This is a genomic window from Photobacterium sanctipauli (genome assembly GCF_003026495.1).
Taxonomy (GTDB): domain Bacteria; phylum Pseudomonadota; class Gammaproteobacteria; order Enterobacterales; family Vibrionaceae; genus Photobacterium; species Photobacterium sanctipauli.
Genome location: NZ_PYMA01000001.1, coordinates 381,350 through 397,680 on the forward strand (window position 1 = coordinate 381,350; position 16,331 = coordinate 397,680).

General features: G+C 47.9%; 13 protein-coding genes. 9 read left to right on the forward strand and 4 right to left on the reverse strand.

The window, feature by feature from the left end; genetic code table 11:
• The first annotated feature begins 8 nt into the window (after positions 1-8).
• The 6 genes from C9I98_RS01695 to C9I98_RS01720 all read left to right on the forward strand — a co-directional run bounded on the left by C9I98_RS01695 (position 9) and on the right by C9I98_RS01720 (position 6,706).
• A complete protein-coding gene (locus C9I98_RS01695) occupies positions 9-626 on the forward strand; it encodes a DMSO/selenate family reductase complex B subunit (RefSeq protein WP_036830725.1) in 618 nt (205 codons plus the stop codon).
• A gap of 1 nt (position 627) precedes the next feature.
• Positions 628-1,473: a dimethyl sulfoxide reductase anchor subunit family protein gene (locus C9I98_RS01700; RefSeq protein WP_036828078.1), complete on the forward strand. Its 846-nt coding sequence runs from the start codon at positions 628-630 to the stop codon at positions 1,471-1,473.
• A 392-nt stretch (positions 1,474-1,865) separates the two neighbouring features.
• Positions 1,866-4,295, forward strand: a complete 2,430-nt coding sequence (locus C9I98_RS01705; protein WP_107271487.1) for a DmsA/YnfE/YnfF family dimethyl sulfoxide reductase — start codon at positions 1,866-1,868, stop codon at positions 4,293-4,295.
• A 10-nt stretch (positions 4,296-4,305) separates the two neighbouring features.
• Positions 4,306-4,923: a DMSO/selenate family reductase complex B subunit gene (locus C9I98_RS01710; protein ID WP_036830752.1), complete on the forward strand. Its 618-nt coding sequence runs from the start codon at positions 4,306-4,308 to the stop codon at positions 4,921-4,923.
• Position 4,924: 1 nt separating this feature from the next.
• A complete protein-coding gene (locus tag C9I98_RS01715) occupies positions 4,925-5,770 on the forward strand; it encodes a DmsC/YnfH family molybdoenzyme membrane anchor subunit (protein ID WP_036830751.1) in 846 nt (281 codons plus the stop codon).
• A 219-nt stretch (positions 5,771-5,989) separates the two neighbouring features.
• Positions 5,990-6,706, forward strand: coding sequence for a hypothetical protein (locus C9I98_RS01720; protein ID WP_036830750.1), 717 nt, complete (start codon positions 5,990-5,992; stop codon positions 6,704-6,706).
• A 95-nt stretch (positions 6,707-6,801) separates the two neighbouring features.
• Here C9I98_RS01720 and C9I98_RS01725 read toward each other — a convergent pair whose 3' ends face one another.
• Complete coding sequence (locus C9I98_RS01725) at positions 6,802-8,673, reverse strand: fructose-specific PTS transporter subunit EIIC (RefSeq protein ID WP_107271488.1); 1,872 nt, start codon at positions 8,671-8,673, stop codon at positions 6,802-6,804.
• Positions 8,674-8,872: 199 nt separating this feature from the next.
• Between C9I98_RS01725 and C9I98_RS01730 the strand changes: the two genes are divergently transcribed.
• A complete protein-coding gene (locus C9I98_RS01730) occupies positions 8,873-9,175 on the forward strand; it encodes a PTS fructose transporter subunit IIB (protein ID WP_036819097.1) in 303 nt (100 codons plus the stop codon).
• A gap of 8 nt (positions 9,176-9,183) precedes the next feature.
• The gene (locus C9I98_RS01735) at positions 9,184-9,960 is read left to right on the forward strand and encodes a PTS sugar transporter subunit IIA (RefSeq protein WP_036819095.1); all 777 of its coding nucleotides are present in this window, start codon (positions 9,184-9,186) and stop codon (positions 9,958-9,960) included.
• A gap of 6 nt (positions 9,961-9,966) precedes the next feature.
• Here C9I98_RS01735 and C9I98_RS01740 read toward each other — a convergent pair whose 3' ends face one another.
• Positions 9,967-10,809, reverse strand: coding sequence for a helix-turn-helix transcriptional regulator (locus C9I98_RS01740; RefSeq protein WP_036819092.1), 843 nt, complete (start codon positions 10,807-10,809; stop codon positions 9,967-9,969).
• A 428-nt stretch (positions 10,810-11,237) separates the two neighbouring features.
• Between C9I98_RS01740 and C9I98_RS01745 the strand changes: the two genes are divergently transcribed.
• Positions 11,238-13,145, forward strand: a complete 1,908-nt coding sequence (locus tag C9I98_RS01745; protein ID WP_036819090.1) for a PTS fructose transporter subunit IIABC — start codon at positions 11,238-11,240, stop codon at positions 13,143-13,145.
• Positions 13,146-13,297: 152 nt separating this feature from the next.
• Here C9I98_RS01745 and C9I98_RS01750 read toward each other — a convergent pair whose 3' ends face one another.
• Together C9I98_RS01750 and C9I98_RS01755 are read right to left on the reverse strand one after the other, a co-directional pair.
• Positions 13,298-13,636: a hypothetical protein gene (locus C9I98_RS01750; RefSeq protein ID WP_146153847.1), complete on the reverse strand. Its 339-nt coding sequence runs from the start codon at positions 13,634-13,636 to the stop codon at positions 13,298-13,300.
• Positions 13,637-13,847: 211 nt separating this feature from the next.
• Positions 13,848-16,322, reverse strand: a complete 2,475-nt coding sequence (locus C9I98_RS01755; protein ID WP_036831594.1) for a GH92 family glycosyl hydrolase — start codon at positions 16,320-16,322, stop codon at positions 13,848-13,850.
• Positions 16,323-16,331: the final 9 nt, after the last annotated feature.

Here is a 16,331-nt window from a genome sequence, read left to right on the forward strand (position 1 = left end):
TTTAAACCATGAAACAATACGGTTTTTATATTGATTCAAGCAAATGCACCGGCTGTAAAACGTGTCAGCTGTCGTGCAAAGATAACAAGGACTCAGACATCGGCGTGAACTACCGCCGCGTCTACGAGTACACCGGGGGTAACTGGGTGAAGGAAGGGGAAACTTTCCGTCAGGACGTCTTCTCTTACTACCTATCCATCGCCTGTAACCACTGTGATGAGCCGGCGTGTGCCAAAGTGTGCCCATCAGGCGCGATGCACAAGCGTAAGGAAGATGGCTTGGTGGTGGTAGATACTGATACTTGCATCGGTTGTCAGTACTGCTCAATGGCTTGCCCTTACGGCGCACCTCAATACAACGCCGAGAAAGGCCACATGACCAAGTGCGACGGCTGCTTTGAGCGCGTTGGCCAAGGTCTTGAGCCTATTTGTGTCGGTTCGTGCCCGCTACGTGCGCTTGAATTTGGCCCTATCGACGAGCTTCGTGCGAAATACGGCACCAATGCCGATGTTGCGCCTTTGCCATCATCACTGAAAACCAAGCCTAACTTGGTTATCAAAGCAAACCGCCATGCTCGCCCAACTGGCGATCGCACCGGTTTCCTAGCAAACCCTAAGGAGGTATAAGATGGCTTGGCATGAATGGCCTCTGATCCTATTTACAGTATTGGCGCAAACAGCGGTCGGTGCCTTTATCCTACTTGGTGCAGTGATCCTGAGCGGTAAGCTTTGTATTGGCGTGAATGACCGCCTGCACAAAGCCATGTTCTTTATCTGGGTGATCATGGGCATGGGCTTTATGGCTTCAACCATGCACTTAGGTAGTCCGCTACGTGCGTTCAATGCACTTAACCAAGTGGGTAGCTCTTGGCTATCGAATGAAATCTTCACCGGCAGTGCTTTCTTTGCCCTCGGTGGCGGTTACTGGTTACTTGAAATGCTGGATAAAGGTAGCGAGAAAATTCGCAAGGCGCTGCTTGTTGCTGGCATGGTTGTTGGCATGAGCTTTATGTTCTCGATGACCAAGCTTTACTTGCTAGACACAGTGCCGACTTGGAATACGGTGTATACACCAATTGCCTTCCTAAGCACGATGGTTATCTCTGGCCTGATTTTCGGTCACCTACTGCTAACAGGCGCTCAGCACAAAATGGCAAATCTTGACCGCGTATTGCCATACATCGGTGCCGTTGCCATTGTAATCAGTCTGGTGGCATTGGTTAGCCAGCTGATTGGCCTTGCTGAGATCCAAACGTCAGTGATCACAGCAGCGGAACTTATCCCCAATATGGCGCAACTGCAGATCATCCGTATTGGCCTTCTGCTTGCAGCCCTTGCTGTTTGGTTCATCCCTAACTTGATGAACAGCCGCCCGGGAATGCCCGTGATGGCATTGAGCTTCGGCCTAGTGCTACTTTCCGAACTGGTGGGCCGTGGCGTGTTCTATGGCTTGCACATGACAGTAGGCGTCTAGTCACTTACTGATGAGTTATTGGCAATAACCTATAAAGGAGAAGTGGTTGCTACCACTTCTCCTTTACTTCACTAATTTTCCATTATCTTCTTCGCCCTGCCTCAACATACCTCCTCGGTATAGCCCATCAGGTAACTCGTCTCTACCCCTTCCAAGTTGTAATAAGAACCATTTACAAAACATTTGTAATTCAATGAGATGAAACAGCAACATGCAGCGACATATTTGTATGATGAATCTCACATTATCTTACATTCTATTCATTCAGCGCATGTATATGCGCCGTTTATTGATAGAAAACAAAACATACAGACGGCAGCCAACTGATTATCACAGTAGAACCCTACCTCTAAAGTAGTGTGGATAACTAAAAATCAAGAGAATGTCGTGCTATGAAGAATAAGCTCAAACAGCTACTGGCACCTAAGTTCACTCGCAGAGACTTCATTAAATCGAGCTCTGCTGTCGGTGGACTAGCTGCAGTTGCAGGCAGTATGACACTGCCATTTAAATCAACAAAAGTAGAAGCCGCTACGCCAAAAGACGAAAAGGTTGTTTGGAGTGCGTGTACTGTAAACTGTGGTAGCCGTTGCCCGCTTCGCATGCACGTTGTTGATGGCGAAATCAAATGGGTAGAAACCGATAATACCGGTGATGACCAATACGGAAACCACCAAATTCGTGCCTGTTTACGCGGCCGTTCAATGCGTCGCCGGGTCTACAACCCTGACCGCTTAAAATACCCAATGAAGCGAGTCGGCAAACGTGGCGAAGGTAATTTCAAACGTATCACTTGGGATGAAGCCTTTGACGAAATCGCTGACAACCTAATTCGTATCCGTAAAGAGTATGGCAGTGAAGCGGTATACCTAAACTATGGCACGGGTACGTTAGGCGGCACGGTGACAAAATCGTGGCCTCCGGGTTCAAGTCTGCTTGCCCGCCTAATGAGCCTCAGCGGTGGCTACCTAAACCACTACGGTACGTATTCAACCGCCCAGATCGCAGCAAGCTTGCCCTATACCTTCGGCAGTGGTGCCAACAATTCATTTTCTGATCTCGAAAATACCAAGCTCATTGTGCAGTTTGGTAACAACCCTGCAGAAACCCGTATGTCGGGCGGCGGTCAGATCCATCACCTCATGGAAGGCAAAACACGCTCTAACGCTAAGATGATCGTGATCGATCCACGCTACACCGATACTGCAGGCGGCCGTGAAGATCAGTGGATCCCAATTCGCCCTGGCACCGATGCCGCACTTGTCGCAGGTATGGCGCACGTGATGATCACTGAAGACTTGGTAGACCAACCCTTCCTCGATAAATACTGCGTCGGCTACGATGAAAAGACCCTACCGGCCTCAGCCCCAGCAAACTCTGACTATAAGTCTTATATCTTGGGGCAAAGCACCGATAGTCTTGAGAAAACACCTGCTTGGGCGGCAGACATCACGGGTATTCCTGCCGATATTATTATCAAACTGGCCCGTGAAATAGCATCGACCAAGCCGTGTGCCATCTTCCAAGGTTGGGGGCCACAACGTCATGCAAATGGTGAGCTGTCAGCTCGCGCCATTTCAATGCTCTCAATTTTAACCGGTAATGTCGGTATAGCAGGTGGCGGCACCGGCGCACGCGAGGGCAATACTTCAATCCCGTTCGTGCGCTTCCCAATGCCGGAAAATCCTGTAAAAACATCCATTTCTTTCTTCCTATGGACAGATGCAATCTATCGCGGAACAGACATGACCGCCAAAGCCGATGGTGTGCGCGGTAAAGATAAACTGGATGTACCGATCAAGTTTATCTGGAACTATGCCGGTAACAGCTTGGTGAACCAGCACTCTGATATCAATCGCACCCACGAAATCCTTCAAGATGACAAAGCTTGCGAGATGATCGTGGTTATCGACAACCACATGACGTCATCAGCTAAGTATGCCGATATTATCCTGCCGGATCTGACTACCTCTGAGCAATCAGACTTCTGTATGGATGGCGCTTCTGCCAACATGCCGTACTTCATCTTCGCCAGCCAAGCCATCGAACCTGTGTTTGAAGCACGTAGCATTTACGATATTTGTACTGAAGTTGCCAAGCGTTTGGGTATCGAAAAAGCGTTTACCGAAGGCCGTGATCAGGAAGGATGGCTACGCCACCTATACGCAGAAACCCGCAAAGCCGACCCTAGCCTGCCTGATTTTGAAACCATGCGGGAACAAGGTATCTACAAGCGCAAGACATCGCACTTTGTTGCCCATGAAGGCTTCCGCAAAGACCCGGACAACAATCCGCTTGCGACACCTTCGGGCAAAATTGAGATTTACTCAGAGCGCCTTGCCGAAATCGCAGCAGAATGGGAGCTACCAAAAGACGATGTGATCCACCCGCTACCAGTTTACACCTCAACGCACGATGGTTGGGATGACCCGAAACGCTCGACATACCCACTTCAGCTAACGGGCTTCCACTACAAGTCCCGTACCCACTCAACGTATGGCAACGTTGAGCAAATCATGGAGGCGGCTCCGCAACAAATGTGGATGAGCCCTATGGATGCGGAGCAACGTGGTATCAAGAACGATGATCCTATCCGTATCTTCAACGAGCGTGGCGAAATTCACCTGACAGCAAAAGTGACGCCGCGCATGATGCCGGGGGTTGTCGCTATGGGCGAAGGTGCTTGGTACGCACCGGATAAAAATGGCGTTGATCACGGCGGCAGTATGAACGTACTCACCACCCTTCGTCCTAGCCCGCTGGCAAAAGGTAACCCGCAGCACACCAATCTTGTCGACGTGCAACTGCTGAAAAAAGCATAAGGTTTAAACCATGAAACAATACGGTTTTTATATCGATTCAAGCAAATGCACCGGCTGCAAAACCTGTCAGCTGTCGTGCAAAGATAACAAAGACAGTGATATTGGCGTGAACTACCGCCGCGTCTACGAGTACACAGGAGGCAATTGGGTAAAAGAAGGAGCCACCTTCCGCCAAGATGTATTCTCTTACTACTTGTCTATCGCCTGTAACCACTGTGATGAGCCAGCGTGTGCCAAAGTATGCCCATCGGGTGCGATGCACAAGCGCAAGGAAGATGGTTTGGTGGTGGTGGATACCGACACCTGCATTGGCTGTCAGTACTGCTCAATGGCGTGCCCTTACGGCGCACCGCAATATGATGCCGATAAGGGTCATATGACCAAATGTGACGGCTGTTTTGAGCGCGTTGGCCAAGGTCTTGAGCCAATTTGTGTCGGCTCCTGCCCACTGCGCGCGTTGGAGTTTGGCCCTATTGATGAGCTGCGTGCGAAATACGGCACCAATGCGGATGTGGCACCATTGCCATCATCGCTGAAAACCAAACCGAATATTGTCATTAAAGCGAACCGTCACGCCCGTCCAACAGGCGACCGTAGCGGCTTCCTAGCAAACCCGAAGGAGGTATAAGATGGCTTTGCATGAATGGCCTCTGATCTTGTTCACCGTGCTGGCGCAAACTGCGGTAGGTGCATTTATCCTACTTGGTGCAGTCGTGCTAAGGGGCAAACTTTGTGTGGGTGTCAACGATCGCCTCCATAAGGCAATGTTCTTTATCTGGGTACTGATGGGTATCGGCTTTGCCGCTTCAACCATGCACCTTGGTAGTCCGCTGCGTGCTTTCAATGCACTTAACCAAGTGGGAAGCTCTTGGCTTTCCAACGAAATATTCACTGGTAGCCTTTTCTTTGCACTAGGTGGTGGTTACTGGCTACTCGAAGTGCTGGATAAAGGCCCTGAAGCAGTACGCAAACTGCTGCTCGCTGCCGCAATTGTGGTTGCTGGTAGCTTTATGTACTCAATGACCAAGCTGTACCTGCTAGATACAGTACCGACTTGGAATACGGTATATACCCCAATCGCGTTCATGAGTACCATGGTCATTTCCGGCTTGATCTTCGGCCACCTACTGCTCACCAGTTCGCAGCATAAAATGGCAACCCTAGATCGTACACTGCCATTTATTGGTGCACTTGCTGTTGTCGTTAGCTTAGCGGCCTTGATTAGCCAAATGATTGGCTTGGGCGAAATCCAAACCTCGGTCACCACGGCAGTCGAGCTTATCCCCAACCTAGCTCAACTTCAGATCATCCGCATTGGCCTGCTGTTGGCGGCCCTAGCGGTCTGGTTCATCCCGAACCTAATGGATAGCCGCCCTGGCGTACCGGTGATGGCACTAAGCTTTGTACTGGTCCTACTCTCCGAGCTGGTTGGCCGCGGTGTGTTCTATGGCTTACACATGACGGTAGGTATTTAAAATAAGCTGATATCTATAAAGTACAAACAACAATAAGACAAACGGGAGCCAGCGGCTCCCGTTTTTGTATAGAATTCAGGCTATTACTGCCGAATATCTATGGTCGGTTTAATTTACACCTTACCAGACACCAGACTATAAAGACGCTTAAAATCAGCAATATAAAAATTGGTCCATTCATTGCTTATCCAAACTTTTAACTTAACTGGATGAAATGCAATGTTCAAAGTAGTACAGCTAGTATGCATTTTTTTACTGATGGCTATTAAGGCCAATGCTTCACCATTATTAACTACCCAACCTCTTTTTGACCCTCAATGCCCAATTACGGACCTTAGCAGTCCTGAAATCAGCATCCCTTTAATCGGATGTATTGGCAGCCCTCCTGGTCCTATTGCTATAGATGATAACAACCCAAATACTGATGATTTTTACGACCCGTTGACTCATACAGCTTTCCATATTAGTGCAGATCCCAACGAATCAACGTCCTATACCGCTTACCTTCTAGGAAGCATTTTTCCAGATAACCAAATGACAGTGTTAGGGATGGATCTACAGCTAAACTACAACCTTCCCGCGCCACATTTAGATTTATACCTTGACTTAATGCCTACCGATTTTGGACTTGGTACTGACATATCAAACTTCCATGCAGATGTCCTCATTAACCCTCTAAACCCATTTGTGAGTTGGGTGGATCTTGTTGCGAATGGCGTTGATGCAGTCGGGACTTATACCGTCAAAGCTCTACTTTTAGACAACTCGTGGCCATATGGATTTGCTTTGCCAGCTGAAGTAGGTAGCTTCGATATTGAAGTAAAAGCAGCTGAAGTACCTGAGCCATCAAGTTTTTTTCTCATTTTCCTCGGCTTAACTATCGCCTCAATCGGCTATTTTAAACCACTACGAATACTCGCCTCGCGTAGCCGATAAAATGTTTTTATCTAGAAATGAAAAAGCGCCCATATCGGCGCTTTTCACATTTTTAGTCATTAATAATATTCTTATACTTCAATCAAATGAGAACATTAAATACTTCGCCTCGCCTGAATTAATGCCGATGCATTGATCATGGCATCTTTGGTGCTGACATCGATAACCCGCATTTTTTTAAATCGCTCAGGCTCTTTTATCGCCACATCATGAGCAAAAATCACAAACTTGGCTCTCGCAATGTCTGCGGCAGTAATTCGGTTAATGATGCCGTTAGCCCCTTGGGTTTCTACTTTGATCTTAATACCCAACGCGCACGCCGCTTTTTCCAAAGATTTCGCCGCCAGGAAAGTATGCGCCACGCCTGATGGGCATGATGTCACCGCAAGAATATCGGCTTCACCCTCACCTTTTACTGATGAATAAGCTTGAGACTGGCCTACAAGGCTCTCGTCTTCTGTCACGGTTTTCTTCAATGCAATCACTATCAGAGCCGTTGTCAGCGAACCTGCAATCGTGCCAATAACATAGCCAATCTTTCCGTCGACGACAGGCAAGACAATCCAGCCGCCCCAAGGCGCATGATTAATCACATGGAATATAAAGCCAACTACATTCCCCACAATGCCACCAGCAACAATCGCAGGTAGCACTCGTGCAGGGTCGCCAGCGGCAAAAGGAATCGCACCTTCGCTGATCCCGATCATCCCCATAATGCCCGCCGCCTTTCCAGCTTCTCGTTCGTCACGCTTGAACTTACTCGGCGACAAAAACGTCGCCAATGCCATACCCAATGGTGGGGTACAAATGGCAATGCCCACCCCGCCCATCAACCACGGTTGGGTATTTACTTGGGTTTGAGCAAACAATGTCGCGACCTTATTGATAGGCCCGCCCATATCAAAGGCTGTCATGGCACCTAACACGGTACCCAACATGATCTTGCCTGAACCCGCCATCCCCGTGAGTACATCATTCATCACCGTCATGGCGGTGGCAATTGGCGAGCCGATCACCCACATCACCGCCCCGCAGGTGACAAACGTCCCAACCAAGGGGTAAATAAAAATAGAACCCAGCGAGCTCATGCTATCTGGCAGCTGAATTTTCTTTAGCAACCAAACCACAAAGCCAGCAAAAAACCCGACAACAATCGCTCCCAAAAAACCGGTGTTGTAATGGCCCACTGCAATCCAAGCGCCTATCATCCCCGGCGCTAGACCAGGCTTATCCGCGATAGAGTAAGCGATATAACCCCCAAGCACCGCAGTAAAGAGCGTAAGGCCAGCAATCCCCATTTCAGCAATATCGGCAAGTACCCCCTCTTCAGGCACACCACCATGCCCTGATAGCATCACCGAAAGAGATAACAGCACCCCGCCCGCAACGATAAACGGGATCATGTGAGAGGTACCAAACAACAAGTGTTCTTTCATACGGCTGAGTTTTTGCGCCCACGGACTCAATGGCTCCGACACAAACTCTGGGGGAGTAAATACGCTGTCATTTGATGTCTGTTGGATGCCGGTAAGCAGCTCAAGTGCCTCTTCAACCGTTGCAACCGCCTTGAGCTGGTCGACAAAGCCATCTTCGATGATCTTGGTGGAGATTTGCGCCAACACTTCTATATGGTGGTGGTCATCGCCATTTGGCGATGCCAACATGAAGAAAACATCTGACAGTTCGCCATCATCAGCACCGTAATCGATCCCTTTGCGACTGATACCTACAGCCACAGCTGGCTGGACTACCGCATCACTTTTGGCATGGGGAATGGCGATCCCCTCATCAAAGCCGGTATTGCCAATCTCTTCTCGCTTCCAAACATCGGCCAAAAACTGATCCTTGCTGACAAGCTTGCCCGCAGCATCCAGCATGCCGACAAGCTCCTTGAGCACTTCATCTTTGGTTTGGGACTTAAGATCTAAGCAAATTGTATCTGGCTTGATCAGGTTGGTTATGTCCATGATTGGTACCTTGAAACGTTCCACGCGGTATATACCCTAGCGATCCAGCATCACCTGATATACAGGACAGAAAATGCATTTACTGGATTAATGTAACATGAGATTTAAACTGTGATAGAGCTCTTGTGTTTATCGCTTTTAAATCAATTTATTCCTAAACCGCTGTGATAATATTCCCCAAAAATAATATGGATAGAATATGAAAATCGTAGCAGTGACAGCGTGCCCTACAGGCATCGCTCATACTTACATGGCAGCGGATGCACTCATTAAAGCTGCGCCAAAGCATAACGTACAAATTAAAGTTGAGACCCAAGGCGCGATGGGTATTGAGAATCAGCTCACTCCCCATGATATTGCCCAAGCCGATCGCGTATTAATTGTGTCCGATATCGAGATTGAACAACCTGCCCGCTTTGACGGCATCAGCAAAGTCCAAATCTCAATCGAAAGTGTGTTACTGAATGTCGATAAAGTGTTCCTAGTACACTGCCGCGACTAAGCCTGCTGATGAACGAATACCAAATCACCTTTTTTGTCGATGATAGCAATGCAAGTGCCCGCGTGGGCCAACCGCTGCACCGGGTGGCAAAAAAGTTTAAAAGTACCTTAAATATCATCAACATAACGCAAAACCGCAGTGCCGAACTCACCAAGTCTGTCGCCATGCTGCAAGTTGGGCTACAGCAAGGTGATCTTTGCCAGATCACAGCCATTGGCATTGATGCAGAGCTGGCGTGTTTCGTCATCAAAGATATCATTGCCGAGCACTTTATTGTGGTTGGTTCCCATATCGACCATCAGTTCTGCAGCCAACTGGCTGAACGTATTCCCCAAATCTGCCCACCCTGTGAGATCCAGTGGCACTATGCCAAGGCCCATACCGAGCTCAACAAGTTCGAATGCCTTAAAGGGTTGGCCCAACTCATATACCCAACCCATGCCGATAAACTCGTTCTCGATCTCATTAAGCGAGAAGAACGCTCATCCACTTGCGTAACCCCGGGGATCGCCCTCCCCCATGTCATGTTTGCCGAAGCCGAACACATTTCTGTGGCCGTTATAGCCAGTGAAACGCCGATGGATTGGGCTTCTAAGATGGGGGAAGTGAACCTTGCAATAGCACTGGTGATGCCAACGAAGCCAACCCGCGAACAAATCATAACGGCAACAAATCTCACCCGTAACCTGCTAACAGGCCAAATCGCAGAACGATTGCTGCTCACAAGAAGCAGCGTCGACTTACAAGCGCTCCTGATGTACGCCATGTCGAGGCTGCTAGCTTAGTTTCAATTAGATGGAAGCCCGATACTCGGTTGGGGTTCGACCGGTTCGATTCTTAAAGACACGGCAAAAATAGTTCACGTCTTTGAATCCGCAGCGGATAGATACCTCATTAAGCTTGAAGTTGTACTTTTTCAACATGAACTTAGCGCGGTCAACCCTTACCCAGGTAATGTAGTCGGCAAGTGTCATGTGCCCTTGCTGGCGGAACAGCCGTGATAGGTGATTGGAAGAAATACTGAATCGGGACGCGATACTGTCTCGGTTAATAGGACGATGGAAGTTCTCTTGGATATAGATACAAATGCCCTGGTAAAGATCCTGAACCCGACTGTGGGACTTCTGCTCAACCGGTGCATCCAGCATGCTTTTTGAGTACTGCAACAGCGCCTGTAGCAACAGCTCATCCATTGGCTTCTTATTACTTTCTCGGGCCAAAGAGCTGAGCGCTTCTAAGATGTTATCAATGGCAAAGCCTGAGCGAGTTTGAATACTGTGCTTTTGGATATCATAGAAACTCGCTTCACTCTTTCGCTTACTGACCAAGCTCAAACCAAGTTGACGGCGGCCAAACAGAATACTTAACACAGAGCAATCTGTATCCCAATCAGGCTTATTCCAACTATTGGGTGGAATAAATATCGCGTCCCCTTTTTTGGCAACAACATGGGTCACTTTTCGATCGTGACTTTCCATTTCATTAATGTATTCCCCATCAAGCACTAATTCTAAACGCGGAAAATTAACCTGATAGCTAAATTCAGGTGGCGTATGAAAATCACCAGCAAACCATATGTTGTGAAATGGTTCTCGCTCGCTTAATACCGATGAAATTAAGTCATGAAAAATCATTGAATGTACTCTACATATGCACACATGCTGTTATAAACATAGCCCGTTAAATCAAGATAAAATCACTTTTGAAATAACTGTGCATATAGATATACACCGGACTGATATTTTGTGCTACTGAGCAATCTCACACTTTCATTTTAAGGTTACAAAAATCCAGTCAACGCACCAATTTTACAGTTAAGGTTTAAGCTAAAGCCTGTCTACAAGACTGATAATTGGGAGTAATCGCACATTTATCAGTTAGATACAGTACCTTGAAGGAATGTCACACTTATACAGCTATGACCACCGCTCAATCGATCTGAATCACACTCCCGTGAGGCAGTTACAATCCTCCAGCAAATGCATTTTTTCTTCACTTCAGTCTCTTTCTCGCTCATTTAAAAATAACCCTGAAACAAAACTATATTTATAAGGGTTCAACCATGATCACCAAACTCATAAATAAAGATCTTATTAAGCTTGATCTTCAAGCGACATCTAAAGAAGAGGTGTTTAAGGAATTAGTTGCTGTTCTGTATGACCAAGGACGTATTTCCGACAGCGAACAATTTCTCCAAGATATTCTAGCTCGAGAAGCATTAGGGAATACTGGATTCGAAGAAGGCGTCGCAATACCACATGCCAAAAGTGCCCATGTAACTACACCTGCTGTGGTGATTGGCGTCAGCCAATCTGGTATCGAATACGGCGCTGAAGACGGCTTACCATCAAAACTATTTTTTATGATCGCCTCCCCAAACGGAGGGGATAACCATCACATTGAAGTGCTTGCGGAGCTGTCTTCCAAATTAATTGAAGAAGGCTTTATCGATGCCTTCTTAAATGCCCCTAATAGCGAGGAAGCGCTGACACTACTGCTAGCAAAAGAAACACAACAACCTGTAGCAGCAACACCTGCCAACCAGGGCTTCATCATCGGCGTGACGGGTTGTCCAGCCGGCGTGGCACACACTTATCTGGCAGCAGAGGCGCTAGAGAAAGGGGCTACCGCCATGGGTTTTGATATCAAGGTAGAAACCAACGGTTCAATCGGGGTGAAAAACAGCCCAACAGCAGAAGAAATTGAACGAGCCGATGCCATCATCGTTGCCTGTGACAAGCAAGTTGATATGAGCCGCTTCGCGGGCAAGCGAGTAGTAAAAACGAATGTAAAAGCGCCTATACGCGATGCGCAAGGGTTGATTAACGAAGCATTAGCCGCACCGACTTACCAAGCAGAAGCAAGCAGCAACGCCCCTAACTCTATCGCCAACAAAGCCTCTCAAACGCGCTCTGACTTGTACCGCTACTTAATGAATGGCGTATCGCACATGATCCCTTTCGTGGTGACCGGCGGCTTATTAATCGCACTGGCCCTCGCAGTTGGTGGCGAGCCAAGCGAAGCCGGCATGGCGATTCCCGATGGCAGTGTGTGGAACCAAATCCTAGAGGTGGGTGTGGTTGCCTTCACGCTGATGATCCCGATCCTTGCAGGCTATATCGCCTATGCCATCGCTGATCGCCCCGCGCTAGCACCAGGCCTGATTGGCGGCTGGATTGCCAACAACGGTTCGTTCTACGGTGCCGAAGCCGGAACAGGCTTTATCGGTGCCATTATCGCGGGTTTGCTGGTGGGTTACTTCGTGAAATGGATCACCTCGATCAACTTCCATAAGTTTGTGCAACCTTTGGTGCCAATCATGATTGCCCCTATCACAGGCTCTCTGTTTATTGCGGGATTGTTTATCTTTGTCATTGGCGCCCCGATTGCGAGCCTCATGGACGGCCTTACAGCCATGCTAACCAGCATGAGTACAGGTAATGTGGTACTGCTGGGTATAGTACTTGGGGGCATGGCAGGCTTCGATATGGGAGGCCCGTTCAACAAAGTGGCCTTCCTGTTCTCTGTCGGCATGATTGCCAGCGGTCAAACCCAATTCATGGGCGCAATGGCCTGTGCTATCCCTGTAGCGCCACTTGGTATGGCACTAGCCACAGCGTTAGGCCGTAAATTCGAACTCTTCGAGCCTTCAGAATTGGAAGCAGGTAAAGCTGCCGGGGCCATGGGTTTGGTGGGTATCTCCGAAGGTGCTATCCCGTTTGCAGCTCAGGATCCTATGTCTGTCATTCCAGCCAACGTGCTTGGCTCGATGGTGGCGGCAGTGATGGCCTTCTCATTTGGGATCACCAATAGCGTTGCACACGGTGGCCCAGTGGTTGCCCTGCTTGGTGCCATGAACCAGCCAGTATTGGCGCTCATTTGCATGGCAGCTGGCGCAGCGGTAACGGCACTAACCTGTGTAACGCTGAAGAAAATGCGCAAAGCCAAAATGGTCGCAGCAATGGCTTAATCTGGTTTTTGCCTCCCCCTAAAATCCCCACAAAAAATGGCTTGGACGATATCGTCCAAGCCATTTTTTTATATACCCATTTTTCTTATACAGCCAAGTTACTTCAAAGTGAACGGTTCAGAAGTCGAGCTTCCTAAGCATGGGCATATTCGTTAAAGTTTTGTAAAGTCGCGGAAATCAAACACGCCAGCTAGGCATTTTGTTTTATAGCTATTAGCGAAAGCTGGGCTAACCATCAGCCGCATTTCAGAGGTTGTAACGACATCGTGGTCTTGATAAGCCTCGATAATAATCTCGGATATCACATCACTAAATCCTACTTCTTTAATAACTTGGTAAACGGGCACTTCATTCTGCCTCATTTCCATCACTGTCAATGCGATCTCTTCTATGCCATGGCACTGCTTTTCTCGCATATCATACAAAGCATCACCTGCGACTGGGTGGCTCGAGAGCAATAGCACAAGCGTTAATATGCTGAATTTTTTCAATTTATACCCCAGTTGCTGGTAAATATATTATATATTTAGGTCAATTTTAGTGTGCGAATTTTAATAAAAGCTTCGTTAAATAGAAATTATTTAATTTCTGAATGCTTGTGCTTTATTGCCGGGGGCGGCTTAATTACTGTTCCATAGCATTGACAATTTTGTAAAAAAAAGGGACTAAAAAGTCCCCTGTTGTTATTTTGAAGAGTGAGAATTACTGCGCTTGCATCGCCTCAGATTTATCGGACGTCATCACGAAGTGCAGCTCACCACCGTCCTTCAGCTCACTGTGGTCAAAGGTGAAGTTTGCCCCCAGCTCTTTACCGTTAATCGTGGCTGACTTGATATACATATTGTCATCCGCATTATTTTCGGTAGTGATGGTAAACGTTCCATCTTTCACTGGAATCACCGCTTTATCAAACAAAGGGCGGCCTATGGTGTAAGTCGGATCTGCAGCATTCACCTGATAAAAGCCCAGCGCAGACATAACATACCAAGCAGACATTGCACCTACATCTTCGTTGCCAATCACACCTTCTGGTGCCGCAAAATACATGTCATCCAGAATATGGTCGACCACTTGTTGCGTCTTCCAAGGCTCTGCCGTCCAGTTAAACAAGTAAGGAATATGGTGTGATGGCTCGTTCCCAAACGCCACTTGCCCAATCAAACCAGACATATCTGGCGTTTCAGTACCTTGGCTTTCTGCGGTGAAGGTGGCTTCAAGGTTTTTCTGAAATGCTACTTCGCCCCCCATCAATGCCTTCAAACCAGCAATGTCATGTGGCACAAACCACGTCCATTGCCACGCATTACCCTCGGTATAGTTACCCGTCTCATGCTCGGTGCCGTACGGGTCGAATGGGGTCATAAAGGTTTCATCAATCAAAACAGGCCGCATAAAACCTGTTACGTCGTACTCGGCATATTCCGCTGGGTTATAATCGAAGTACTTTTGGTAACCTTTAGCACGCTCAAGATAAGTTTCTTCTACTTGAGTATCGCCAGCAGCTTTCGCTATTTGAGCAATTGCCCAGTCATAAAAGGCATTTTCGAGGCCGTAAGAAACAGACTCAACCGTGTAGTCATCAAAAACCGGCTCACCGTCAATACGTTGAATCGCAGGCGCAAAGCCTTCTTTCTCAATGTAATCTATATGGTTGGTTAAAGTGCGATCCAATACCGCTTGATCCCATTCAGCTTGCAGCATTGGGTAATTATCATAAGTGGATGAGTCTACCGCGGCTTTCAAAGCCAACGCTTTCTCCTCTTGAGTGAACTGATCCGAAAACTTGATCATCGCATCAGCAATGACCACGACCGCTGGATAGCCCACCATGGTTCCCGTCTCGTCGCCTAAATGTTCCCATTTCGGCAGCAAACCACTCTCGTTGTACTTCTGTACAAGGTTTTTGGCATATTGCACGGCGCGTACGGGTTCGGTAATGGTCTTTAATGGATGCAACGCCCTGTGCGTGTCCCACAATGAATATACCGAGAAGTTTGGCTGTTCATCAGTGGCTTGGCCGTAAGCAATTGAGTACTCCCCTTCGCCTTCACGAATTGAGCCTTTGCCCATACCACGGAAACGGCCATCAACATCTTGATGAACAATAGGGGCTATCTTAGTGTGGTAAAGCGCGGTATAGAAAATCTCCTTTTGCGACTCGGTGCCACCTTCGATAGAGATATTGAGTGCATTCGCCCATTTCTCGCGAGCATTGCTTTGTGCGATATCAAACGAAATATTCGCTTCCGCTTCATGGTTGCTTTCAGCCCCTTCGGCATCAACAGCCGACAATGCCACTTTCGCATTCAGCTGTTGCGAGCCCTCATCTTCAAACTCCACATATGCCGTAACGTCTGCTGTTACCCGCTTGATTGGCGTGTCGTTCTCATCGTAAATCAACTCAGAAACGTGTTCGGCAGTTAGGCCATCAACCGGTTCGCCATTGGCAAGAATGTAAACATCTTTGATCTTCTTATCGAAAGTCGCATGGAAAAAGATTTTTTGGTTCTTCGCCCAGCCAGAGAAATGCGCCGCGTCACGCTCGCCAACTATCGTGTAGCCATCTTCACTTACCGTCAGCTTGTTACGTAAAGAGGTCGCCCCCCAATCACTGTTGAGGATAGAGTTCAGATCAATCTTCAACCGCTGTGGCTGGCCTTGGGGATAGGTGTAGCGATGGAAACCCACACGCTCAGATGATGTCAGCTCAGCTTTGATGCCGTTTTCAGCAATTGTAACCGAGTAATAGCCAGCCTCTGCCACCTCGGATGTTTTATCCATTTTGACCGAGATAGCTTCGGTATAATCATCGCTTTCTTCAATGTACTTAGATTTATCTTCTGTAAACGGCAGAAACAAAATATCACCCAAGCCGCCCATCCCTGTTCCAGAAAGGTGAGTATGGGAAAATCCAAACAGCGTCTTCTTATCGAAGTGATAGCCCGATGATGAATGCCAGCCGATCAGCTCGGTATCCGGGGAAAGCTGGACCATTCCTTCGGGTACAACAGGCCCCGGAAAAGTATGGCCGTTAAAGCCAGTACCAATTAATGGGTCGACGTACTCTAGATTGCCTGTAAGGCCACTTCTGGGGTCAGCATCATCGCTATTACAACCAACGAGGCCAACCAAACCAGCCACCACAGCGATAGTGGTCGCAGTTTTATTAAAGTTCATAATTTTAAT

Excerpts from the sequence above, each read along its gene's own strand:
- C9I98_RS01745 (WP_036819090.1), top strand. The coding sequence starts at position 11,238 with ATGATCACCAAACTCATAAATAAAGATCTTATTAAGCTTGATCTTCAA.
- C9I98_RS01700 (WP_036828078.1), top strand. The coding sequence starts at position 628 with ATGGCTTGGCATGAATGGCCTCTGATCCTATTTACAGTATTGGCGCAA.
- C9I98_RS01755 (WP_036831594.1), bottom strand. The coding sequence starts at position 16,322 with ATGAACTTTAATAAAACTGCGACCACTATCGCTGTGGTGGCTGGTTTG.
- C9I98_RS01705 (WP_107271487.1), top strand. The coding sequence starts at position 1,866 with ATGAAGAATAAGCTCAAACAGCTACTGGCACCTAAGTTCACTCGCAGA.
- C9I98_RS01725 (WP_107271488.1), bottom strand. The coding sequence starts at position 8,673 with ATGGACATAACCAACCTGATCAAGCCAGATACAATTTGCTTAGATCTT.
- C9I98_RS01715 (WP_036830751.1), top strand. The coding sequence starts at position 4,925 with ATGGCTTTGCATGAATGGCCTCTGATCTTGTTCACCGTGCTGGCGCAA.
- C9I98_RS01720 (WP_036830750.1), top strand. The coding sequence starts at position 5,990 with ATGTTCAAAGTAGTACAGCTAGTATGCATTTTTTTACTGATGGCTATT.
- C9I98_RS01695 (WP_036830725.1), top strand. The coding sequence starts at position 9 with ATGAAACAATACGGTTTTTATATTGATTCAAGCAAATGCACCGGCTGT.
- C9I98_RS01740 (WP_036819092.1), bottom strand. The coding sequence starts at position 10,809 with ATGATTTTTCATGACTTAATTTCATCGGTATTAAGCGAGCGAGAACCA.
- C9I98_RS01735 (WP_036819095.1), top strand. The coding sequence starts at position 9,184 with ATGAACGAATACCAAATCACCTTTTTTGTCGATGATAGCAATGCAAGT.
- C9I98_RS01710 (WP_036830752.1), top strand. The coding sequence starts at position 4,306 with ATGAAACAATACGGTTTTTATATCGATTCAAGCAAATGCACCGGCTGC.
- C9I98_RS01730 (WP_036819097.1), top strand. The coding sequence starts at position 8,873 with ATGAAAATCGTAGCAGTGACAGCGTGCCCTACAGGCATCGCTCATACT.